Origin of the sequence: Niallia oryzisoli (genome assembly GCF_043641075.1) — a bacterium.
GTDB lineage: Bacteria > Bacillota > Bacilli > Bacillales > Cytobacillaceae > Bacillus_BD > Bacillus_BD oryzisoli_A.
Window position 1 is genome coordinate 47,693 of the sequence record NZ_JBHZRC010000004.1, and the last position, 22,130, is coordinate 69,822.

The 22,130-nt window shown below is 38.9% G+C and carries 23 protein-coding genes; 7 read left to right on the forward strand and 16 right to left on the reverse strand.

Annotated features, from left to right (window positions below; translation table 11 throughout):
* Positions 1-19: 19 nt before the first annotated feature.
* Together ACHUFV_RS14170 and ACHUFV_RS14175 are read left to right on the forward strand one after the other, a co-directional pair.
* The gene (locus tag ACHUFV_RS14170; RefSeq protein ID WP_394235200.1) at positions 20-928 is read left to right on the forward strand and encodes a LysR family transcriptional regulator; all 909 of its coding nucleotides are present in this window, start codon (positions 20-22) and stop codon (positions 926-928) included.
* Positions 929-997: 69 nt separating this feature from the next.
* Positions 998-1,201 carry an H-type small acid-soluble spore protein gene (locus ACHUFV_RS14175; RefSeq protein ID WP_394235202.1) on the forward strand — a complete coding sequence of 68 codons (204 nt, stop codon included), beginning with the start codon at positions 998-1,000 and terminating at the stop codon, positions 1,199-1,201.
* Between the two features lie 37 nt (positions 1,202-1,238).
* Here ACHUFV_RS14175 and ACHUFV_RS14180 read toward each other — a convergent pair whose 3' ends face one another.
* A complete protein-coding gene (locus ACHUFV_RS14180; protein WP_394235203.1) occupies positions 1,239-1,874 on the reverse strand; it encodes a nitrous oxide reductase accessory protein NosL in 636 nt (211 codons plus the stop codon).
* Between the two features lie 242 nt (positions 1,875-2,116).
* On the opposite strand from ACHUFV_RS14180, the gene ACHUFV_RS14185 reads away from it, so the two are divergent.
* The gene (locus ACHUFV_RS14185) at positions 2,117-2,692 is read left to right on the forward strand and encodes a GNAT family N-acetyltransferase (protein ID WP_394235205.1); all 576 of its coding nucleotides are present in this window, start codon (positions 2,117-2,119) and stop codon (positions 2,690-2,692) included.
* Between the two features lie 61 nt (positions 2,693-2,753).
* Here the strand turns inward: ACHUFV_RS14185 and ACHUFV_RS14190 are convergent, their stop codons facing one another.
* From ACHUFV_RS14190 to ACHUFV_RS14225, 8 genes are all read right to left on the reverse strand, one after another.
* Positions 2,754-3,908, reverse strand: a complete 1,155-nt coding sequence (locus ACHUFV_RS14190; RefSeq protein WP_394235207.1) for a M20 peptidase aminoacylase family protein — start codon at positions 3,906-3,908, stop codon at positions 2,754-2,756.
* Between the two features lie 281 nt (positions 3,909-4,189).
* Positions 4,190-5,140 (reverse strand): oxygen-dependent tRNA uridine(34) hydroxylase TrhO, encoded by a 951-nt coding sequence (gene trhO / locus ACHUFV_RS14195; RefSeq protein WP_394235209.1) that lies wholly within the window; start codon positions 5,138-5,140, stop codon positions 4,190-4,192.
* Positions 5,141-5,328: 188 nt separating this feature from the next.
* Positions 5,329-6,249, reverse strand: a complete 921-nt coding sequence (rbsB, locus tag ACHUFV_RS14200) for a ribose ABC transporter substrate-binding protein RbsB (RefSeq protein ID WP_394235211.1) — start codon at positions 6,247-6,249, stop codon at positions 5,329-5,331.
* 17 nt (positions 6,250-6,266) lie between these two features.
* Complete coding sequence (rbsC, locus tag ACHUFV_RS14205) at positions 6,267-7,232, reverse strand: ribose ABC transporter permease RbsC (protein ID WP_394235213.1); 966 nt, start codon at positions 7,230-7,232, stop codon at positions 6,267-6,269.
* A gap of 1 nt (position 7,233) precedes the next feature.
* Positions 7,234-8,715: a sugar ABC transporter ATP-binding protein gene (locus ACHUFV_RS14210; protein ID WP_394235215.1), complete on the reverse strand. Its 1,482-nt coding sequence runs from the start codon at positions 8,713-8,715 to the stop codon at positions 7,234-7,236.
* A gap of 17 nt (positions 8,716-8,732) precedes the next feature.
* Positions 8,733-9,128: a D-ribose pyranase gene (rbsD, locus tag ACHUFV_RS14215; protein ID WP_394235216.1), complete on the reverse strand. Its 396-nt coding sequence runs from the start codon at positions 9,126-9,128 to the stop codon at positions 8,733-8,735.
* 1 nt (position 9,129) lies between these two features.
* Positions 9,130-10,008, reverse strand: a complete 879-nt coding sequence (gene rbsK / locus ACHUFV_RS14220) for a ribokinase (protein ID WP_394235218.1) — start codon at positions 10,006-10,008, stop codon at positions 9,130-9,132.
* On the reverse strand, positions 10,001-10,987 hold the full coding sequence (locus ACHUFV_RS14225) for a LacI family DNA-binding transcriptional regulator (protein WP_394235220.1): 987 nt from the start codon (positions 10,985-10,987) through the stop codon (positions 10,001-10,003). The genes rbsK and ACHUFV_RS14225 overlap by 8 nt, the downstream gene beginning before the upstream one ends.
* Before the next feature lie 243 nt (positions 10,988-11,230).
* On the opposite strand from ACHUFV_RS14225, the gene ACHUFV_RS14230 reads away from it, so the two are divergent.
* Positions 11,231-12,235, forward strand: a complete 1,005-nt coding sequence (locus tag ACHUFV_RS14230; protein WP_394235222.1) for an LLM class flavin-dependent oxidoreductase — start codon at positions 11,231-11,233, stop codon at positions 12,233-12,235.
* Between the two features lie 159 nt (positions 12,236-12,394).
* Positions 12,395-13,630 (forward strand): IS256 family transposase, encoded by a 1,236-nt coding sequence (locus tag ACHUFV_RS14235; RefSeq protein WP_394235224.1) that lies wholly within the window; start codon positions 12,395-12,397, stop codon positions 13,628-13,630.
* 85 nt (positions 13,631-13,715) lie between these two features.
* On the opposite strand, the gene ACHUFV_RS14240 is transcribed toward ACHUFV_RS14235, so the two are convergent.
* From ACHUFV_RS14240 to ACHUFV_RS14255, 4 genes are all read right to left on the reverse strand, one after another.
* Positions 13,716-13,862, reverse strand: coding sequence for a hypothetical protein (locus tag ACHUFV_RS14240; protein ID WP_394235226.1), 147 nt, complete (start codon positions 13,860-13,862; stop codon positions 13,716-13,718).
* Positions 13,863-13,875: 13 nt separating this feature from the next.
* Positions 13,876-14,070 (reverse strand): hypothetical protein, encoded by a 195-nt coding sequence (locus ACHUFV_RS14245; RefSeq protein ID WP_394235227.1) that lies wholly within the window; start codon positions 14,068-14,070, stop codon positions 13,876-13,878.
* A 208-nt stretch (positions 14,071-14,278) separates the two neighbouring features.
* Positions 14,279-15,250 (reverse strand): Gfo/Idh/MocA family protein, encoded by a 972-nt coding sequence (locus tag ACHUFV_RS14250; RefSeq protein ID WP_394235229.1) that lies wholly within the window; start codon positions 15,248-15,250, stop codon positions 14,279-14,281.
* A 95-nt stretch (positions 15,251-15,345) separates the two neighbouring features.
* Positions 15,346-17,388 carry a molybdopterin oxidoreductase family protein gene (locus ACHUFV_RS14255; RefSeq protein WP_394235231.1) on the reverse strand — a complete coding sequence of 681 codons (2,043 nt, stop codon included), beginning with the start codon at positions 17,386-17,388 and terminating at the stop codon, positions 15,346-15,348.
* A 250-nt stretch (positions 17,389-17,638) separates the two neighbouring features.
* Between ACHUFV_RS14255 and ACHUFV_RS14260 the strand changes: the two genes are divergently transcribed.
* Together ACHUFV_RS14260 and ACHUFV_RS14265 are read left to right on the forward strand one after the other, a co-directional pair.
* On the forward strand, positions 17,639-18,076 hold the full coding sequence (locus ACHUFV_RS14260; RefSeq protein ID WP_394235233.1) for a hypothetical protein: 438 nt from the start codon (positions 17,639-17,641) through the stop codon (positions 18,074-18,076).
* Positions 18,064-18,351 carry a YxcD family protein gene (locus ACHUFV_RS14265; RefSeq protein ID WP_394235235.1) on the forward strand — a complete coding sequence of 96 codons (288 nt, stop codon included), beginning with the start codon at positions 18,064-18,066 and terminating at the stop codon, positions 18,349-18,351. Before ACHUFV_RS14260 ends, ACHUFV_RS14265 begins: the two co-directional genes overlap by 13 nt.
* A gap of 42 nt (positions 18,352-18,393) precedes the next feature.
* On the opposite strand, the gene ACHUFV_RS14270 is transcribed toward ACHUFV_RS14265, so the two are convergent.
* From ACHUFV_RS14270 to ACHUFV_RS14280, 3 genes are all read right to left on the reverse strand, one after another.
* Positions 18,394-18,999: an SAM-dependent methyltransferase gene (locus ACHUFV_RS14270; RefSeq protein ID WP_394235237.1), complete on the reverse strand. Its 606-nt coding sequence runs from the start codon at positions 18,997-18,999 to the stop codon at positions 18,394-18,396.
* 126 nt (positions 19,000-19,125) lie between these two features.
* Positions 19,126-20,322, reverse strand: a complete 1,197-nt coding sequence (locus ACHUFV_RS14275; protein ID WP_394235239.1) for a hypothetical protein — start codon at positions 20,320-20,322, stop codon at positions 19,126-19,128.
* 339 nt (positions 20,323-20,661) lie between these two features.
* On the reverse strand, positions 20,662-22,095 hold the full coding sequence (locus ACHUFV_RS14280; protein WP_394235241.1) for an NAD-dependent succinate-semialdehyde dehydrogenase: 1,434 nt from the start codon (positions 22,093-22,095) through the stop codon (positions 20,662-20,664).
* Positions 22,096-22,130: the final 35 nt, after the last annotated feature.

Sequence of the window (22,130 nt, forward strand, 5' to 3'; positions counted from 1 at the left end):
ATAAAAAGGTGGAATCCTTTTGAATTATGATGAATTAAAAACGTTTGTTACGCTTGTTGAAGTGAAAAATTTTACAAAAACAGCCGAGACTCTTCGAATGTCACAGCCTAGTGTTAGTTTACATATTAAAAATTTAGAAAAGGAGTTTCGAACAAAATTATTTATTCGTTCCCCTAAAATTCTAAAAATCACCCCAACAGGCGAACTTCTATATGATCGTGCAAAGCGAATGATTACCATTTATGAACAGACAAAACAGGATATTCTCGAACATCAAAACTCGATTAAGGGAGAATTAAAGATAGGTGCCAGTTTTACAATCGGCGAGTACATTCTGCCGTCTTTATTGTACGATTTGCAGAGGAAATATCCAGAGCTTGATCTCCAGGTTACAATTGGAAATACGGAGGAAATTGTTCAATATGTCCGTTTGTTCCAAGTAGATATCGGTCTAATTGAAGGTCATACAAATGAAAAGGAGCTTTCCGTCCATCCGTTTATGAAAGATGAGTTAACGATTGTCTCTTCCAATCATCATGAACTTACCCGTAAAAAGGATGTAACAATGGCTGATCTACAAAATCAAGAATGGGTTGTTAGAGAAGTGGGATCAGGTACACGTGAATATTTTAACCATGTCATTCGTTCTAATGGATTGAAGGTGAAGTCACTTCTTTCAATCAGCAGCAGTCAGGGGATTAAAGAAATGCTGATACACGGAATGGGGCTTTCCCTTTTATCCCGAAGTGTTATTGAAAGAGATGTACAGCATCGAATTCTTTCCATTATACCAATACAAAATCATTCATTTTCCCGAACCTTATCATATGTCTCCTCCCCCATCATGGAGGAACGAACGAATGTGAAGGCGTTTATAGCCGCATTAAATGAAAGATGGCCTGACCAAGGAAAAGCCACTTCAATATAAGGAGGGTACAAGTATATTTCAATTAAAGCATGCAAAAAATACGTTGAATACTTTTAAGGAGAGAATGATATGAATATTCAACGGGCAATGGAAATTATCAATTCAATTGAAATGGTTAATGTGAGCTTTAGAGGAATACCGGTATATATTAAAGAAATACATTCCAATAACCAAACAGCCACCGTTTTCCCTCTCGATGAAATGGATCATCCACAAATAGTGGATGTACATGGTTTATCTGATGAAGGTCCATCGATGAAATATATTCAATAGCAATTAAGGCTGACGGTAGGTCAGCCTTTTTTACTCATTACATGTTCATATTATCTTGATTTTCCATTGTTCCACTTGATTTCAACTCTGCTTCTTTTTGCATTTTTTTCTGGTAGCGTATTTCAGCTTCTTGATCGATTGGATCCCAGCTTGACACTTCTGCATTTAATGCAGGATCATCAAGATAGGGCTTTGCGCTTTTCTCATCTTTAAAGAAAGCATACCCATACTTCATTGGTGTTTGAACTTCAGCCTTTACCACTACTGCGCTGTCCGCTTCAATCCACTCAGTTGTGTTAAAATCACGGACCCATTCCTTTACATACTCTTCATTAAATTTTCTCTGTGCGTTTAATAAGCAGCCGGAATCATCAAAATACACATGTGTACCGTCCCTTTTTATTGCTTGCGCCGTAAACACGCCCATTTCTTCATCTTTTGTGTAGATTTTCATGTTACAGAAATAGCAAAGATCCTCTGTTGTTGGTTCCTCAGGATTATTGGCGTGTTCATGCTTAGTTTCTGCTGTAGTCGCTGTCTCCGTTGCTGTTTTTTCCGTAGCTGCAGTATCCTTCCCCTTTTCTTCCGTTTTTGATTGTTGATTATTTGTATTACAGCCTGCAAAGACAAAGATGAGTAGTAATGATAAAAACATGATTAATACTTTTTTCATTTCCCCTGCCCCCTAATTATTTTCACATTAATAATGCTACCAGGGAATTGTGTGAAAAGTACGAAATTTGGTAGAAATATCAGTGAGATTTGGTGTTTTTTGTAAAAATACGAATCTATACTTATACTGAATGTTTAAAGTACCTACCGCATAAAAACAGAATAAAAAACAAATACTTCCATCATTACAACTTTTATCGTGAGATCTATGTACATAGAAAAATACTCAAGGAGACGAATGTTATGCATTGGTATGAAAAACTAAATCAATATTTCCCTGTTGTGGAAATGAAATCAAAGGAACATATGGAAACCTTGCTGAAGGAACGATCGGAAATCTATCATAAGGATGAAGGGCCAAACCATATTTTGATGTATGCTGAGCTGGACAACTTTATTTTTATTGATTATCTGCTTGTTTCAAGTAAAGCCCGTGGACAAAGACTTGGTCATCAACTGTTAGAAAAGCTAAAGCAAAAGGGAAAACCAATCATCCTTGAGGTTGAACCGATTAATTATGAAGATAGCGACACTGAAAAAAGGCTGCATTTTTATAAACGTGAAGGCTTCGAGCATGCTCAATCCATTGGCTATACACGGAGATCTTTGGCTACCAAGGAAATGAATACAATGGAAATCCTTTATTGGGCACCAAATAACGAATCGGAGGAAATGATTTATGAGGCAATGAAAAAAACCTATGATCTAATACATACCTATAAGGATCAGCAATTTTATGGTGAATCCTATCAGCCTGTTGAAGAGGTCCTTACCTTTACCAACGAGCCTGAAAATGATAATCTACTTGATCAATTGTAGGAAAAGATCTCTTATATGATAAAAAACTAGCGAACAATCTGCTGTTCGCTAGTGTTGAACATTATTTCCATTGATTAAGTACATTAATAGAAAGTTTTGCAAAGTATTGGGCTGCAACCAAAAGGGCCTCTTCCTTTAATGTAAATGAAGGGTGATGCCATTCTTTTGGACCATCAACACCCATCCAGACAAAAAAGCCTGGGAGCATGGTTTGATAATAAGCAAAATCTTCCCCAGCCTGACTTTGAGCTGCCGTCACGACCTCATAGCCAAGGTCACGAGCAGTTTCTGCAGCGACTTTTGTAAAAAGAGGAGAGTTGTCTACAACAGGTATGTATGGGTACCAGCGAAAATCAACCTTTGCTCCATATGCACTTGCAATTCCTTCTACAGTTCTCTTCATTAAATCTGGAATGATTTCACGTGCTTCATTTTGAAACGTTCGAACAGTCCCTTCCATCTCAGCTTTTTCAGGAATGACATTCCACGTATTTCCTGAGTGTACCTGTGTTATACTGATGACTGCATTATGAAATGAACTAAGGTTGCGGCTGACGATTCCTTGCAGTGCTGAAATCATCTGACCTGTAACAACAATCGGGTCAATTGCATTGTTCGGAATACCAGCATGACCGCCAACCCCGCAAATCTCAATTTCAAATCGATCCACACTTGCCATTAAAGCTCCCTCACGTACTCCAATTGTCCCTACTGGTAAATCAGGCTTATTATGCATACCAAAAATAGCTTCTACTCCGTCCAATACACCTGCTTTTTCTACTAGTACGGCACCTTGTGAAGTCTCCTCAGCAGGCTGAAAAAGGATCCGAACATTCCCTTTTAACTCATTACGACGTTCCTGCAGAAGAATGGCTGCACCCATTATGCCAGCGGTATGGAAGTCATGACCGCACGCATGCATAACGCCCTCATTTCTTGAAGAAAACGGTAATGCTGTTTCTTCTTTTATTGGCAGGGCATCAATATCGGCTCTTAAAGCAATCGTAGGTCCGGGCCGGCTGCCTTTAATCTCAGCCACTACTCCAACCGGTAGATCATATTCCAAAACAGTAATACCTGCTTCCTCAAGCCACCTGCGAATTTGTTTTGTTGTTTCGTATTCCTTCATTGATAACTCCGGATGCTCATGCAAATCTCTACGATATGAGACAAGCTTCTTTTGTAATTCTGCTTGTTGCTCTACAGTTTGCTTCATCTTACTTCCTCCCTTACTTGTGTATTGAAAATCCACACGCTTTGACGATACCATCATTAGATGTTTAACATGGAAGCCCTACTAATAATTTTCCACATGTTCTAGTTCCTCTGCAATGGTTCTGTCTATTTTTTGCGTTCCTTTTCGATTGATCATATAAATGCTAAGTAAGATTAGGACTAAGCCTAAGAAAAACGAGATCGTGAACGGCTCACCAGGGAATTTATAGAAAAAGGAGTGTAGTGCCTTTATGAGACAGTACCCTCCTTCCTTCTCAACTACTATTCTGCCATGACTAGCAGTCTTTCCTCTACCTCTTGCTCTGTCAAGCCATGTTCTGCAATATATCGATTGCGTGGATGCGTGCGGCATTCTGAAGAGCAGCTGCGCATATATTTATGCTCATTTTCCTCAGAGCAGAGGATTTTTTTGTTACATTCTGGATTTGCACAGTTTACATACCGCTCACAAGGTTCCCCTGTAAAGTAATCACGTCCGACGACAACATGTTCTTTTTGATTAACTGGTACTCCAATTCTATCATCAAACACATAAAGCTGTCCGTCCCACAGCTCGCCTTGAACCTCAGGATCCTTACCGTATGTGACAATTCCACCGCCCAGTTGGGAAACCTCCTTGAAGCCTTCTTTCAATAGCCAGCCGGAGAATTTTTCACAGCGAATTCCCCCTGTACAATACGTAACTATTTTTTTATCCTCTAACAACTCTTTATTTTCACGAACCCATTCGGGCAGATCACGGAAATTTTGAACGTCAGGTCTGATAGCGCCTCTAAAATGCCCCAAATCATATTCATAATCATTCCTTGCATCAAGGATCACGGTGTCTTCATCATTTATACTTTCGAAAAATTCCTTAGGGCTCAAATGTTTACCTGTCAGTTCATTTGGATTTACATCATCCTCTAAACGAAGGGTAACCAGTTCCTCCCGAAGACGAACCTTCATTTTAGGAAAAGCATGTTCGTCTGCTTGATCAATTTTAAAAATCATTTCGGCAAAACGAGGGTCCTGCCTCATTGTCTCCATGTAGCGGTCCGTTTGCTCAACTGTTCCGGAAACTGTTCCATTAATCCCTTCTAAAGCAATGATAATTCTCCCTTTTAATCCAAGCTCTTGGCAAAGGTTTTTATGCTCCTGTGTAAACTCCTCGGGGTTTTCTATTGGTACATACATATAATACAACAATACTCTATAAGGCTTTTGTTCCATTTTATTTCTTCCACCTATCCATTTATATTTGCAAGATATAACTATATACATAGGTTTTATATTAGATATTCTTACCGAACTTTAGTATATCAGAAAAATAATGCAAAAGGGTGGAGAGTGCTTGAGATACAAAAAGGTCTGACCCTGATAAGATTTCAACAGTGGTCAGACCTAAGCATTATGCTTTCTTACTTTTCTTTTGTTACAAGTTTTAAAGGAGCTGCTATATTTTTCTCTACCTCTTTACCTTGTAATACATCTCTTGCAGCATCTACAGCAAGCTTGCCGATTAACTCTGGTTGTTGGGCTACCGTCGCTTCCATGTTACCTGATTTAATAGCATTTAGCGCGTCGTCATTCCCGTCAAATCCAATGACCATAATGTCTTTGCCAGAACTATTAATTGCCTCAATGGCCCCCAATGCCATTTCATCATTATGAGCAAATACAGCTTTGATATCGGGATTTGCCTGTAAAAGATTCTCCATAACGGTTAAGCCTTTCGTACGATCGAAATCAGCAGCTTGTTTTGCTGTTACATTTAATTTTTGATCTGCTACGTTATGGAATCCTTGACCTCTTTCTCTTGTGGCCGAAGCTCCTGGAACTCCCTCTAATTCTGCAACTTGTGTATTTTCACCAAGCTTTTCAACAATATAATTAGCTGCCATTTCTCCACCTTTAATATTATCTGAAGCTACTAATGCTTCCACCTTCCCTTTATCCGCGGAACGGTCTAGCGTTACAACTGGTATGCCAATATTATTAGCAGATTGAACGGCTGTTGAAATCGCAGCGGAGTCGGTTGGATTAATGAGCAGAGCATCAACACCCTGTTGAATTAAATCCTCCACATCATTGACTTGTTTTGCTGAATCATTTTGAGCATCTACGATAATAACTTCCATCCCCAGAGCCTCTACCTCTTTAACCACACCATCTCTTAAGGAAACAAAAAATGGATTATTTAATGTAGAAACAGATAAGCCTATTTTTATATCCTTAATACTTTCTTTTTTATCCGGTTTTGCCCACCCAGGAGGTTCCATTGAACAAGCACTTAGAAGCAAAAGCGTTAGTGATAGACATAAAGCTAATAATTTTTTCATCATAATCTCTCCTTATGCTACTTCTTACGATCAAGTAATACAGCAATTAATATAACGATACCCTTAACGACCATTTGATAGAATGATGATACTCCAAGTAGATTCAAACCATTGTTTAGGGTTCCGATAATTAAAGCACCAATCAGCGTTCCAAAGATTCTACCTTTACCGCCTGATAAGCTTGTACCGCCTAATACTACTGCTGCAATCGCATCAAGCTCATAGGAAGTACCCGCAGTAGGTTGCGCTGAATTTAATCGAGAGGTTAAAATCGCTCCCGCTAAAGCGGCAAGCATACCTGAAAGACTATAAATCATAATTTTTACATTTGGTACCTTAATTCCTGAGATAAGTGCTGCTTTTTCGTTACCACCAATCGCATATGTTTTTCGTCCAAATGGAGTCTTATGAAGAATAATGAATAATACAACGAATGTGATGATCATTGTAATAGCTGGTACAGGTATTCCTAAAAAGTATCCACGGCCAAATAATTGAAACAGATAATTATCACCAAGACCAGTAATCGGGTTCCCGCCAGTATAAACAAGTGTCAGACCTCTAAAAATTGTCATTGTTGCAAGTGTAGCAATAAATGGAGCCATTTTCCCCTTTGTAATGAACAGGCCGTTTACCATACCCATCAATCCACCAAGAATACAACCTATGATGATAGCAAACATTGGGTCTAAACCAGATACAATCATTCCTGCTGTTAAAGCACTAGATAAAGCAAGAATTGCTCCAACAGACAAATCAATTCCACCTGTTAAAATAACAAATGTCATACCAAAAGCAATAAGCGCATTAATCGCAACCTGTCGCAATAAATTTAATATATTTAAAGGTTCTAGAAAGCTAGGATTTAATATAGAAACAATTACAATTAATATGATCAAGCCTAGCAATGGTCCTAACTTTTGGGTAATTGCACTCATCATATTTGATTTACCAGGTTTTTTACTAACATTAATGGAATTCATCTTACAGACCTCCTGTTGCCAATGTCATAATTTTTTCTTGGGTCGCATCTTTTTTCATTAACTCACCACTTATTTTTCCTTCATGAACCACGAGGATTCGATCACTCATTCCAAGGATCTCAGGTAGTTCTGAGGATACCATAATAATGGCTACACCCCGATCGGTTAATTCATTCATCAGCTGATAAATTTCTCTCTTCGCTCCAACATCTACACCTCTGGTTGGTTCATCTAAAATAAGTAATTTCGGCCCGATTCCAACCCACTTGGCAATAACTACTTTTTGCTGATTTCCTCCCGAAAGCTTACCAACTGCAATATCTGGAGACTCTGTTTTTACAGTCAGGCGTTTGATCAGCAAATTGACAAAGTCAGCTTCACTTTTTTCATTAATAATTCCTTTTGGGGCGAAACTAGAAAGGGTTGGCAATACCATATTGTCTCTTATAGAGAAATCGAGTATTAACCCCTCATCTTTTCGATCCTCCGTTATGAATCCGATTCCTGACTTAACAGCCTGCTCCGGTGATTTAATCGATACCTTCTCACCGTTTAACCAAATTTCACCCTCATCCATCGCATCAAGACCAAATATTGCTCTCATGATTTCAGTTCTACCGGCTCCCATCAATCCTGAAACCCCGACTATTTCGCCCTCTCGAACTGAAAAACTCACACCCTTAAATTGTCCGTTTTTAGTTAAACCCTTTACTTGAAGAACGGTTTCACCTAGGTTTGGATTTCGTTGAGGATATCGATCAGTTAATTCCCGACCCACCATTTTCCTAACGACCTCATCAAAATTCGTTTCCGGAATCTTCTTAGTGTCAACGGTTTTTCCATCACGCATAACGGTTATTCGGTCACAGATTGCAAAAATCTCTTCCATTCGATGAGAAATATAGACAATGGATACGCCTGCCTTTTTTAATGAGGAGATGACATCAAACAGCTTACTGATTTCTCTTTCGGTTAATGCAGCTGTCGGTTCATCCATGATTATTACTTTTGCTTCAGTCATTAAGGCCTTTGCAATCTCAATCATCTGCTGTTCCCCTACAGAGCAGCTTCCCGCTTCTTTATCTAACGGAATCGATACCGCTAATCGATCAAATTGTTTTTTTGCCAGCGCTTTCATTTCATTTGTTTTTAACAGCCCGAATGAGTTTTTCAGTTCTTTACCAATAAATAAATTCTCAAGAACCGTCATATCAGGCCAAATATTCAATTCCTGGTGTATAAAGGTTATTCCGTATTGCTCCGCTTCCTTGGGATTCTTAAAATAGGTTTCCTTCCCGTCAATTGTGATCGTTCCTTTATCACGAGAATGCAGTCCCGTAAGTACGTTCATCATCGTTGATTTTCCTGCACCGTTTTCCCCCATAAGTGCGTGTACTTCTCCATCCATTAAATCAAAATCCACACCTGTTAATACTTGATTGGTTCCAAATGCTTTATAGATGTTTTCCATCGTAATTCGCATGTTTATCACCTCATCTATTAGAAGAATACTCCTGATTGTAAAATACAGTTTGCGTATGGTGTAATTTCACCTGTACGAATGACTGCTTTTGCTTGTTTTGTTAATTGCTTAAACTCCTCATGGGAAACTTGCTCGATTGTTTTATCTGCAAATTTTTCTCTTAAATATTTCGCATGCTCAGGATTTCCTTCTTCTATCTCAGAGGCAATCATTACTTTTTCAATTACCATATCCTCTTCAACAGCATTTACTACATCCTTGAATGAGGGCATGCCTGTTTTGACGGCTAAATCAATTTTATTCACACCTTCTGGAATAGGCAGACCAGCATCTGCAATCACAATAAAGTCTGTATGACCCAAATCAGCTAATACTTTTGAAATATGACTGTTCAAAATCCCATAACGTTTCATTTTATAAACACCCTTCTACTTCTTCTCTTGTTGGCATGCCGCCCTGTGCACCAAATTTTGTAACAGACAATGATGCTGCGCGATTCGCAAAGCGGATACTGTCTTTCATACTTTTTCCTTCAGCAATTGCAACAGCAAATGCCGCATTAAAGGTATCTCCTGCACCTGTTGTATCAACCGCCTCAACAGCATAAGAAGGGACAAGCACCTCAATCTCACCATCATAATAACGGACTCCGTTTTTACCTTCAGTGACCAACAATTTATTCGGATACTCCTTTAAAGCCTCATGAATATCTTTGTTATTAAAAAGAACGGAAGCCTCCCATTCATTTGGTGTTATAAAAGCAGCCCTTTCAATTACCGTCTTACTAATTGGTCTGGCTGGTGCTGGATTTAGCAATAACGGCACATCGTTTGCAAAGCAAATTTCTGCTACATATTCTACTGTTTCTTCTGGAATTTCTTGCTGGATCAAGACAATATCTGATTTACAAATTACTTCCAGCGCTTTTTTTACATAATCGGGAGTGACATAATTATTTGCACCCTTCACCACGATAATGCTGTTATCCCCTTCTGCAAGGGTAATATGTGCAGTACCCGTTTCTGTGTGTGTAACCGGTTCCACATAATCTGTAAAAACACGGTTTGCATTAAAATTCTTTATGATCTCTTCACCAAATCCATCTCCACCTACGCATCCAACCATATGGACATTAGCCCCAAGCCTGGCGGCAGCAACAGCCTGGTTTGCACCTTTGCCGCCGGGAACAGTCTTAAAACTCTCTCCTAAAATTGTTTCCCCTTTATTTGGTCTTTTTGAAGCGGTTACAACTAAATCCATAGAAGAACTTCCAATAATCGTTATATTAGCCATTTTTCTCAACCTTTCTTGTCGTTTGCCTTTCAACAAATGTAACAGGCATTTGAATATTCTTTTGCACTAATGGTTCATTGTTAATTGTTTTCATTAGTAGCTTCGCAGCTTCTCTTCCCATATCATAGGCAGGCTGTCTAATGGTAGATAGCGACGGAAAAAGCAGCTTACTTAGCGGGATATCGTCGTACCCAATAATTTGTAAGTCAGCAGGTATTGATTTCCCTATTCGCAGCGCCTCATGTAATATGGCTGCTGCACTGAGGTCGTTGCTGGCAATGATTCCATCTGTTTCAGGAAATTTCTCAAATAATGTTTTAGCCATTTTCTCGGCATCCTGAAAACTAAATGATGACGGAATTACATGAAAGTCCACATTAGCATCACAAAGCTCGTCTACTGCACCTTTGAATCGATCCTGTGCGGTCCTTAACTCAATAGGTCCTCTTAGTAAAACTATGCGTTTGCTTCCCCTTCTGATCATTTCATGTGCTGCTTTTTTTCCTCCCTCTAATCCATCCGAAAACACGGAAGGATGACTGTTAGTTGTTCGATCAAGAAAAACTACGGGAATAGATAAGTTCTCATAAAGCTTAGTCTCAGCTTGATTCGTTGCAGAAATAATTCCTATGACATTATTTTGTTTAAATGTTTGAATGTATTCTATTTCTTTTTCAGGTTTTTCATCAGCATTTCCAATAATTAAATGGATACCTTGTGCCTGCATTTCATCCTCAACTCCGCGAGCTAATTCGGGAAAGAAGGGATTACGGATATCAGGCAGTAATAATCCTATTAATCGTGACTTTTTTTTAAAAAGGGATCTTGCCACTTCATTTGGTTTGTAATCTAATTCTTTTATGGCATCATTTACTAGCTTTCGGGTATCTTCATGTGTATAGCCTTTATTATTCAAAACTCTTGAAACGGTCGCCACTGAAACTCCAGCTTTTTGTGCGACATCGCGGATTGTTACCATCGATTCACCTCTTTTGTGTAACCGGTTACACATATAGTAGCATAATATTTTTGGTTATGCAACATAGATTATGTTTCAAATAATAGTTAATTAACTCAGATAAATGGCATTTGTGCCTTACATTTTCATTAGTTTGGCCCAATAATCATATAATAATAAAATGATCTACAAGCATAAAAGTTTTTTATCCCTTTACTTATTGTTACTATTACATACGATAACACCATGAAAGGAAGTATTCCCGTGACTAATGTAAATATTCCGGTTTCCGTCTTGAACCTTGTTCCTATTCGCAAAGGTCAAAATGCAAAACAAGCCATTGATTCAATGGTTGAACTTGCCCGTGCCACTGAAAAAATGGGGTATCGCAGATATTGGATTGCGGAGCATCATAACGCTCCAACACTCGTTAGTTCTGCAACCGCCCTTTTAATAAAACATACATTAGAACAAACAGAAAACATTCCCGTTGGGTCTGGAGGAATCATGCTGCCAAATCATGCTCCACTAGTTGTAGCAGAGCAATTTGGTACGATGGCAACGATTTATCCTAATCGAGTCGAACTAGGACTTGGCCGGGCTCCCGGTACGGATCAACTGACATCCAATGCATTAAGAAGGTCTAGAGGACATGAATCTGTTTATACCTTCCCTGATGACGTTCAATCACTGCTAACCTATTTCGGACCTGAAGAAGTGCAAAGCTATGTAAAAGCACATCCTGGTGTTGGCACTCGCGTTCCGATATACATCTTAGGCTCTTCTACCGATTCTGCCTATTTGGCTGCCAAATTGGGGTTACCCTATGTGTTTGCTTCTCATTTTGCTCCACAGCAGATGGGTGCCGCCATTTCTATTTATCGGGAAAAATTCCAGCCTTCAGAATATCTCGATAAACCGTATATGATGGTATGTTTAAATGTGGTTGCCGCTGAAACGGATGAAGAAGCAAAATTATTAGCGTCATCATTAGACCTGTTTTTCTTGAATGTTGTACGAAGCTCTACCATGCCTTTGAGCCCTCCGATTGAAAATATGGATGACTATTGGAATCCAATGGAGAAAGAAATGGTAAAATCAATGACAAGTGCTGTTTTGATGGGTAGTAAAGAGAGTATTCGTGAGCAATTAATAGACTTTCAAGAACAGTTTGCTGTCGATGAACTTATGGCGATTTCATATATTTATGATGAGGAGAAACAAAAACGTTCCTATGAAATTCTAAAAGAAGTTGTGGATGGGAGATAGTATTTCGGGCGTTATTTTGGCTTGATACGAAATTGATAACCCATTTGGGAGTGTAAACTAAACTGTGTAAGTAAGAGAGCGTACGGCTCTTACTTCGCAGTTTAGTTTTTTTATTGGTAAACTATAAATATATGAATTGAATTGGGAGAGTTGTTTATAATGGTAAAATCTAAGCGTGATCCAAATACAGTGGAATTAGCTAATAGAATTATTGAACAATATCAACCAGAATCCGTACAAGACATGCAGAATGCACTTAAAGATATTTTTGGTCCAATGTTTGAGGCAATGTTAAAAGGTGAAATGAATCATCACCTAGGCTACGACTCAAATGATAAGGGCGAAAAAGAAACGACAAATAGACGCAATGGTTATGGGAGAAAATTACTGAAAACCAGTGCTGGAGAGGTGGAAATTGAAGTACCTCGTGATCGAGATGGATCTTTTGAACCCAAAATTATTCCAAAACGTAAGAAAGATGTTTCGGAGATTGAGGATAAAGTGATTGCAATGTATGCAAGAGGAATGTCACAACGAGATATTTCATCTACAATTGAGGACATTTATGGCTTTTCTGTATCCCATGAAATGGTTTCTGATATCACAGATACAGTGCTGCCTGAACTTGAAGAGTGGCAAAGTCGCCCATTAAATAACTGTTATCCATTTGTTTTTGTAGACTGTATGTACACAACTGTTCGAAATCAATATGAAACCAAGAAGTATGCGGTCTACACCATTTTAGGTTATACAATGGAAGGTAATAAGGACATTCTTGGTTTATGGCTTAATGAAACAGAAAGCAAGCATAAATGGATGCAAATATTTGATGAAATTAAGGCAAGAGGTGTCGAGGATATTTTCTTTATTTCCATGGATGGGGTATCTGGTTTAGAAGAAGGAGCTCGTTCTATTTTCCCTAATGTAATTGTCCAACGATGCATTGTGCATTTAATCCGGAATTCTATTAAGTACGTTCCAAGCAAGGACTATAAAGCCTTTACTGCGTCTTTAAGGAAGGTATATGGAGCCCAAAGTTTAAAGGCCTGTCAAAGTGCTCTAGAAGCTTTTAAACAACAGTGGTCTACTTATCCTGGTGCAATAGATGTCTGGGTACGTAACTTTGAGCACGTTGAGCAATTATATGACTATGGAAGTGCTGTTCGAAAAATAATGTACACGACTAACGCAGTGGAAAGCATCCATTCCAGTTTTAGAAAAGTTACGAAAAAAGGAGCATTCCCCAATGAAAATGCTCTCTTTAAAGTTCTTTATCTTCGTGTAAAAGAATTAGAGAAAAAATGGGAAGGCGGGCATATCCAAAACTGGTCACTAGCCATGAACCAGCTATTAATTGATGACCGGTTAAAGGAAAGAGTTCTCAAATACATCTGAGTGTGTGATCGCAACTTACACACTTAATTTGACAACCCCACCCATTTCCTAATCTGGATGATGTAATGGTCACTAACGAGAATTGTTAGTGACCTTTTTCTTCGGCTCGGTTTCCTTTCGGGCTCCAAGACAGCTTCTTAGTTCCCTTTTTCTCCGGATCAGCTGCTTTTCGGGCTCCAAGACGGCTTCTTGGTTCCCTTTTTCTTCGACTCAGCTGCTTTTCGGGCTCCAAGACGGCTTCTTGGTTACCTTTTTCTCCAGCTCAGCTTCTTTTCAGGCTCCAAGACAGCTTCTTGGTTACCTTTTTCTCCGGCTCGGCTTCCTTTCGGGCTCCAAGACAGCTTCTTGGTTACCTTTTTCTCATTCTCAGTTTCTTTTCGGGCTCCAAGACGGCTTCTTGGTTCCCTTTTTCTTCGACTCAGCTGCTTTTCGGGCTCCAAGACGGCTTCTTGGTTACCTTTTTCTCCGGCTCAGCTTCCTTTCGGGCTCCAAGACGGCTTCTTGATTACCTTTTTCTCCGGCTCGGCTTCCTTTCGGGCTCCAAGACAGCATCTTGATTACCTTTTTCTCATTCTCACTACAATGTAATGCATTCGAGGAACAAAATTTTGGGGAAAGGAAGCAAAAGAACCGTCCCCCCGCTTCCTGCTACCCGAATACGACGCCCATTTGTTTTCTGGCTTCTTCTATGATTTCAGCTGTAGCTATGGAATTTGCATAGGAGTTGATTGTAGATTCGTATTTACCTGCTTGGATCAGATTAATAAATTCTTCAACCTCGTAGTACATGGAATGTTTTTGTTGTAATGAAACATCCTCTACCACACCTTTGCGATAATGTATTTCAACTTTTTCAATTGGATTTATTTTATCTATGAGAATAGTTCCATCTTCTCCTTGAATTTCAGATGGCATAGAGGAATCCGTTATTTTTGAAAACATTACGACTGCTTCCATTTCTGGATACGATAGAACGATACTGCCTTCTCCATCCACACCAGACTCGAGAATATAGCCATTAGCTTTTATCGCTGTTGGTTTTCCAAACAATACCACTAATGGATAGATACAATAAATCCCAATATCCATAATCGATCCATTTGAAAAAGTAGGATTAAAGGCATTAAGTACCGTACCTGCTTTATAGGCATCATAGCGAGAACTATATTGGCAGTAATTGGCCACAAAGCGTCGAACAACTCCAATTTTATGTATGTTCTCTTGTATAACCTTAAAGTTTGGCAATAAGGTGGTTTTCAAAGCCTCCATCAGAAGTACATTATTTTCTTTTGCTGTTTCGATCATTGCCTTTACTTCCGCTGAATCCGACGCAAGTGGTTTTTCGCATAAAACATGTTTCTTATGCTTCATCAGCAGCATGGCCTGCTCAGCATGTAAGGAGTTCGGACTGGCAATATACACGGCATCAATCACATCACTTTTAGCCATTTCCTCTAAATCTGTAAACGTTGTTTCTACTCCATATTTTTGTGCAAACGCCGCCGCCTTCTCCTCTGTACGGGAATAAACAGCAGTTAAAGCAAAATCTTCTGCATGTAATGCTCCTTCAATAAAAGAATCAGTTATCCAATTTGTTCCAATTATTCCGAATTTAATCATCAGTAATCCTCCATTATCTTTGCTTCATCATTAGAAGTATTTTTCGATTATATCAAAAAAACGAACAGCACCATATGCACTGTTCGTTTTTCCTACTATCTTTTTGCTACATTTACACGGCCTGAAAAGAAGGTAGCACCGCCGCCCATATCTGACACGCGGTCTGGTGTTAATGAATTCACCAATTGTTTTGTCCCATCAAGATTCTGCCATAGTCCTTGAGTTGCTACCACACCTGGAAGCACACTTTCTCCAACACTAACCTTCAGCTCACACTCACCACGCTGATTCCAAACCTTCACCACATCTCCATTTTGGATACTTCGTTCCCTGGCATCCACTGCATTCATATGAAGAAGAGGTTCTTTTTCAAGCGAACGATGTTTGTCATTATTCGAAAAAGTTGAATTTAAAAAGTTATGGTTCGGTGCTGGAATAAATGAGAACGGTAAATCTCCATCGTCCTTAAGCGGTATATAGGTAGGAAGCGGAGGATATCCGTCCTTCTCCATTCTCTTAGAATAAAGTTCAATTTTCCCACTCGGCGTTTTAAGTCTGCCTGGAAACAATGGTTTCATATTTGCTTTCACATATTGCTTTTCTACTAATTTTTCATAGGTTATTCCTTCTAAATAAGGATTTCTTGGATAATCTAGTGACTTTGCAATCATCTCTGCTTCTGTCTCCTGAAAAGCAGGTTCTTCAAAGCCCATACCTTTTGCAAGGAGCTTAAAAACCTCTACATTTGACTTCGACTCTCCGTGGGGCTCGATGACCGGCTGTTGAATCTGCATATAATGATGCCAATAGGATGCATAGAAATCAGTATTTTCATAGGACGAAGTTGCAGGAAGGATGATATCCGCGTACTTAGCAGTTTCCGTCATAAATAGATCATGTACCACCACGAATAAATCCTCACGAAGCAGACCCTTTCTGACTTTATTACCGTCAGGTGCCACAACAGCAGGGTTACTGCTGTAGATATAAAGTGATTTAATTGGCGGATCTAATGTGAACAGCGCTTCACCAATTTGATTCATATTTACCCGTCTTGTCTTTTTATTTTGTAATAGCTCGGGACGCTGCAGGTAATGGGCATTGTACTCTAAATATCCGGAATTCCCTTTAATTGCCCCGCCGCCTTTAACCACCCATTGTCCTGTCAGGGCAGGAAGACATGAAATCGTACGGATACACATTCCGCCATTATCATGGTGCTGCGGACCATTTCCAATCCGAATATATGAAGGTGAGGTCTTTCCATACATACGAGCTAATGTATAAATGTCCTCAACAGGTACTCCAGTAATGTTTGAGACTGTTTCAGGATCATATTGGATCACATGCTCACGGAGTTCATCATACCCTACTGTATATTGCTGTAAGAATGCATTGTCAACCATATTTTCTTTAAATAAGATATGCATCATGCCTAAAGCAAGAGCACTGTCTGTTCCCGGCATAATGGGTATGAACCAATCGGCAAACTTAGCTGTCTGATTTTTATGAACATCAATAACTACAATTTTTGCACCGTTTTTCTTGCGAGCCTGCTGGGCCAATGAAATTTGATGCATATTTGTACTAACTGCATTGACTCCCCAGAAGATAATTAACTTAGAATGAATCGTGTCCTCCGGATCAATACCAAAGCTGCCGCCCATTGTATATTGATATCCAACACCGCCTGCAACGGAACAGATGGTTCTGTCAAGGCGTGTTGCACCCAAACGATTGAAGAAACGACGATCCATTCCTTCTGCAGTCAGATTACCCATATTCCCATAGAAGCTATATGGGAGAATGCTTTCAGGTCCATCAGAATTTATCAGCTTTTTCCACTGAGAAGTAATCGTTTGAATAGCCTCCTCCCAGCTAATCCGTTCAAAAACTCCGTCTCCCTTTTCTCCTACCCGCTTCATTGGATAAGCTAAACGATTTTTATCATGGACACGAGCTGTCATATTTCTTACCTTATTACAAATATTCCCTTTCGTTACGGGGTGATTGGGATCACCCTCAACCTTCACAATTTTACCGTCCTTTTTATGAATAAGTAATCCGCATTGATCAGGACAATCCAACGAACAAACGGATGGAAAAATGCCGTCAGACTGATTTATATAAGATGTCATGAATCTTCACCACTTTTTAATAATTAATATCTATCATTATACATTTATTCTACTATACGAACTAGTTAATGAGTTTCTCTATTTATTCAGGTAAATATTAACAACTATAATTTTTACTATTAAAGTGAATCTTTTTTGGTTTTCACACGTAAATACTATACCATATAAGGGTGATGTAAACGTGATCTCTGTATCATCGTTTTACTTAGCTTTTATAATTTTTAACAAACATATGGAGGGACTATAGTAAATGAAGAAATTGTTATCAGCAGTACTTACGGCGGCTCTTCTTTTTTCGCCAATTGGGAACGCAGTTTTCCATGATCATACCATCACAGCAGAGGCGAAAGGGTACAAATCAGGAAAGAAAAGCTTTAACAGCAACAACAATAGTACAACAAACAATAATTCCCTTTTCCAAAAGAAAAAGAGTGATAATACTACAACCAATAAATCCGCTGCAACTCCAGCTAAAAAGAGCGGCGGTTTAATGAAAGGCCTTATGCTTGGCGGTCTTGCAGGGTTATTATTCGGTGGGCTATTCGCCAACATGGGAATGTTAGGCTCTATTCTTGGTCTATTTATTAATATTTTAGCAATCGTTGTCATCATTGCTGTCATACGAAAAATTTTCACCTTTTTCAAGAATAACAAGAAAAAAGAGGATCCTAATCCATGGAGAGGCTAATCATATCTGAACAAGATATTGTGAATGCCTTATGTGTCTATATTGCTCGTAAAAAACAGATAAAGCCTGAAGAGGTTGAAATCGAATTGATGTATGACGATGATTATGGTTTTTCGGCAGAGGCATATGCAAATGAAAGAAAACAGGTTCTTGTTACAATCAACATTATAGAGGCATTAAGAATGTGGCTTGATGAATTTTTAAACAGAGACCCATATTCGGGAATTGAGCTTGTATTGGACGATGAAGAAGGAATTATCGCTGTAATAGGTTAATAACAAGCAAAAAAGGGTGTCCTTGGACATCCTTTTTGCTTGTTATTTTAATTCATAAATTAAAAATCGTTCAGAAGGATTTTGCTCATATTTAACTCCAAGTCTGACCTCCTGCTTCAACTCAAACGAAGTATCCTTTTCTAAAAAGTAAATATAATCCTCAGATGGGTAGTAAAGAATCAGATTGACTTTACGCTGTGCATGTTCAACCGAACATAAAATATTATTAATCACCTTGCGAAATATTTGGATTGAAAAGGGATTAAAAAAATAAAATCGATTATCTTTTGAACCAATCTTATATTCCTCAGCTAAGCAATTATAAAAATGAATCCTCTCTCTACTGTTTTTTTTCTTTCTCACATAGCCTTCAAGGTTTACTAGTGCTTCCTCGTAAAAAATATTGTTCATTTCAATGCCTATTACGGTTGCTTGAAATAAATGTTCAATAAAAAAATTTAACCGCCCTTTTCCACAGCCAAAATCAACAATTTGATCGCTGCTTGTTACTTCATATTGGTTAAATAACGTTTCCAGTGCACTATAGGGCGTTGGCTCATATGGATGGTAATGAAAAGACTTATAAAACCGCTTCTGTTCTTCACAAGTACGAATATTTAGCAGCTTGTCATAGAATTGTTCATTCATTAATTTTCTCCCGCTTTGTTGATTTTCTTATTTAAGTATAGTCGTATAGCGAGAAATAATCATTAAAGGAATAGAATGGTTATAAAAAAATTAGGTAACCGCTTAAGCGATTACCTAATGTATAATTTATTTAATTTTACCAGAAGTTGTGCCATTTGGACCCATTTCTTCTAAGAAGTAAGTTAATAATGCGTTATAAGATGCAGTTGAAGCTGAAGCACCAGAAACAGCATCAGCAGTTCCTTGCTTAGCAATAGCACTCTCTGTTAACTTTGCGTAAGCATCTGCTGGGGCAATTTCCATATGGGATCCATATTCTTTGTCTTCAGATTTCTTAGAGCCGTCCTCTTTTATTTCATCATAAGTGATAGCAGTAATTTTGCCGCCTTCAACTTTTACTTCCATTGTTGGTTTATATCCATGGGCATCAAAGCTTTCATATTCTACTTTATAGGTGCCGTCTTTAAGGTCTGCTGCAACTACTTTCTTTGAACCTTTATCAGCCTTTTTTTCTTCTTGTTTTTTACCAGTAAGATCTACTTCTACACGTTTTTCGTAGGCATCCTTAATGGCAGCAATAATATTTCCATGGGCATCAGATAAACTGAACGTTGCTCCAGTTGTTACATCAGCCAATTCCGCCTTTTCTGCATCTGTTAGCTTGCCATACTTTTCAATGTCCTCAGGCTTGTCTGACTTTTCAGTAAGTGGTCTTCCATTTACATCAGAAGTGTATTTTGCATTCCATTCCTCGATTTCAGCAATGGTTTTGCCTTTAAAGAAGTCTTGATAGAAATCCATTTGCTTATGCCAATCCATCATCATGTTCATGCCATATGAATCACCGCGGTCACGTTTTGTCTGCCATCCGTCAATTTCCGCTTTTGCCGATTCTACTGTATTTTCAGAAACGCCTGAAACCTGGCCTGTAGCATGATCGGTTATATTATACCCTTCCTTAGACGGCCAGCCGGAGAAGTGCGGCATGGTTTCACCATCATAGTTCGGTGTACTTACTTCTAATGCATCTACATAAAGGTTAAGGATTCTTCCGTCTGCATCAAAAAGGGCATCTGCAGTGATATAGTTGAAACTGTATACTGGTACATCCTGTGCATCCTTACCAGGACCTTCACGGAAGTTTTGTGCTGTACCTAATCCCTGATAAACAACAGTAGGTACTTTTGCAGCTGCTTCCTTGGTTTCAGATGCTGTTGCTTGTTTCTCTACGGGAGCTTTCGTTTCGTCTGTACCACATGCAGCTAATAAGCTTGCACTTAATGTTAAAGCAGTAATTATGGAGAGTTTTCTTTTAGTTGACATTCTAAATCCTCCCAAAATTGTATTATGTAATATTCTGTAAAGTACCTTACGAAGCTATCATACTCTCAGATGGAAACATTTACAATTTACCTTCCAGAGATTTCAAATATTGTTCATCAATTCACATTCATTTTTTTGTCAAATCTATTTAATTTTCAATTGAGAAACCTTGATAAATATAGTTTTCTGGTCCAAACGTACATCTTACTCTATCATTAATTGATGATTATTAATTCTAAATATATAAAATCATTGTGATATTTCTTCTCTTTTTCTATAAATCCGTCATAATTTTAAAAAAAACGGTCATCGTGAATCACCAGGATGACCGTTTTACTATTAATTTAATGAGATTGAAATGTACTTCGTTTCAAGAAACTCTTCGATTCCGTGATGACCCCCCTCACGCCCAAGCCCGCTTTGTTTATAACCGCCAAATGGGGCTTGTGCCACAGATGGCACACCATCATTTAACCCGACAATCCCATATTCTAGTTTTTCGGAGACTTGAATGGCCTTCGTAAGACTTTCAGTAAATACATATGCAGCTAATCCGTAAGGTGTATTATTTGCCCTTTGGATGACTTCTTCCGTACTTGTAAAAGTCGCAATGGGTGCGAGTGGACCAAATGTTTCCTCAGTCATACAAAGCATGTTATCAAAGGCATTTACTAAAACAGTCGGTTCAAAGAAAAATCCCCCGTTTAACGAAAGCTTCTTTCCACCTGATACAATTCTACCGCCTTTTTGAATTCCATCTGCAATATGGCTTTCCATTTTTTTAATGGCCCGTTCATCTATAAGCGGACCAATTTGCGTCCCGCCTTCGAGGCCATTTCCAACCTTCAGCGCATTTACTGCCTCTACATACTTCTCTGAGAACACCTCTGCAATCGATTCATGAACAAAAATCCTGTTTGCACACACACAGGTTTGCCCTGCATTTCTATATTTAGAGGCAATGGCTTCCGTAACAGCTTTATCTATGTTTGCATCTTCAAATACAATTAACGGGGCATGTCCGCCTAATTCCAATGATACTTTTTTTACCGTATCGGCAGCCCCGCGCATTAATGTTTTACCTACTTCAGTTGATCCGGTAAACGTTATTTTTCTCACTCGGTCGTCTTGCAGCCATGCTTCACCGATTGCCTTAGCATCACCTGTAATAACGTTAAACACGCCTTTAGGAATGCCAGCTTGTTCAGCTAATTGTGCTAATTTAAGTGCAGTAAGCGGTGTCAATTCGGCAGGTTTCACTACCGCAGTACAGCCTGCAGCCAATGCCGGGGCCACTTTTCTTGTTATCATGGCAGCCGGAAAGTTCCAAGGTGTTATCGCTGCCACCACACCTACAGGCTGTTTCAGCACAAGGAGACGTTTGTTTTCATGAGAAGCTGGGATTGTTTCTCCATAGATTCTTTTTCCTTCCTCTGCATACCATGAGATAAAGCTGTTTGCATAGGATACTTCACCAATTGCTTCCTGGAGCGGCTTACCTTGCTCACGTGTCATGATTTCCCCTATTGCTTCTTTTTCTTGATCAATTAATCTGTACCATTGCTGCAGGAGTTCTCCACGTTCAGCAGCTGTTTTTTTAGACCAAGAGGATAAGGCCTCATATGCTGCAGATACCGCCCTCTTTGCTTCATTAGCACCACAATTCGGTACTGCTCCAATCACCTCTCCATTTGCTGGATTAACTACCGTTAAGACAGATGAATCTTCCGCTTCAATCCATTCTCCATTCACATATACAGGATGAATTTTCATTACTGTTTCTCCCTTCATATAAGAAAATTCTTTTT

Bases quoted from the DNA above. Each gene is read 5' to 3' on its own strand.
- rbsK (WP_394235218.1), bottom strand. From the start codon at position 10,008: ATGGCTAATATAACGATTATTGGAAGTTCTTCTATGGATTTAGTTGTA.
- ACHUFV_RS14270 (WP_394235237.1), bottom strand. From the start codon at position 18,999: ATGAATGAACAATTCTATGACAAGCTGCTAAATATTCGTACTTGTGAA.
- ACHUFV_RS14235 (WP_394235224.1), top strand. From the start codon at position 12,395: ATGGTAAAATCTAAGCGTGATCCAAATACAGTGGAATTAGCTAATAGA.
- ACHUFV_RS14190 (WP_394235207.1), bottom strand. From the start codon at position 3,908: ATGAAGCAAACTGTAGAGCAACAAGCAGAATTACAAAAGAAGCTTGTC.
- rbsB (WP_394235211.1), bottom strand. From the start codon at position 6,249: ATGAAAAAATTATTAGCTTTATGTCTATCACTAACGCTTTTGCTTCTA.
- ACHUFV_RS14225 (WP_394235220.1), bottom strand. From the start codon at position 10,987: ATGGTAACAATCCGCGATGTCGCACAAAAAGCTGGAGTTTCAGTGGCG.
- rbsD (WP_394235216.1), bottom strand. From the start codon at position 9,128: ATGAAACGTTATGGGATTTTGAACAGTCATATTTCAAAAGTATTAGCT.
- ACHUFV_RS14185 (WP_394235205.1), top strand. From the start codon at position 2,117: ATGCATTGGTATGAAAAACTAAATCAATATTTCCCTGTTGTGGAAATG.
- ACHUFV_RS14255 (WP_394235231.1), bottom strand. From the start codon at position 17,388: ATGACATCTTATATAAATCAGTCTGACGGCATTTTTCCATCCGTTTGT.
- trhO (WP_394235209.1), bottom strand. From the start codon at position 5,140: ATGGAACAAAAGCCTTATAGAGTATTGTTGTATTATATGTATGTACCA.
- ACHUFV_RS14265 (WP_394235235.1), top strand. From the start codon at position 18,064: ATGGAGAGGCTAATCATATCTGAACAAGATATTGTGAATGCCTTATGT.
- ACHUFV_RS14175 (WP_394235202.1), top strand. From the start codon at position 998: ATGAATATTCAACGGGCAATGGAAATTATCAATTCAATTGAAATGGTT.
- ACHUFV_RS14280 (WP_394235241.1), bottom strand. From the start codon at position 22,095: ATGAAAATTCATCCTGTATATGTGAATGGAGAATGGATTGAAGCGGAA.
- ACHUFV_RS14260 (WP_394235233.1), top strand. From the start codon at position 17,639: ATGAAGAAATTGTTATCAGCAGTACTTACGGCGGCTCTTCTTTTTTCG.
- rbsC (WP_394235213.1), bottom strand. From the start codon at position 7,232: ATGAATTCCATTAATGTTAGTAAAAAACCTGGTAAATCAAATATGATG.
- ACHUFV_RS14275 (WP_394235239.1), bottom strand. From the start codon at position 20,322: ATGTCAACTAAAAGAAAACTCTCCATAATTACTGCTTTAACATTAAGT.
- ACHUFV_RS14180 (WP_394235203.1), bottom strand. From the start codon at position 1,874: ATGAAAAAAGTATTAATCATGTTTTTATCATTACTACTCATCTTTGTC.
- ACHUFV_RS14250 (WP_394235229.1), bottom strand. From the start codon at position 15,250: ATGATTAAATTCGGAATAATTGGAACAAATTGGATAACTGATTCTTTT.
- ACHUFV_RS14210 (WP_394235215.1), bottom strand. From the start codon at position 8,715: ATGCGAATTACGATGGAAAACATCTATAAAGCATTTGGAACCAATCAA.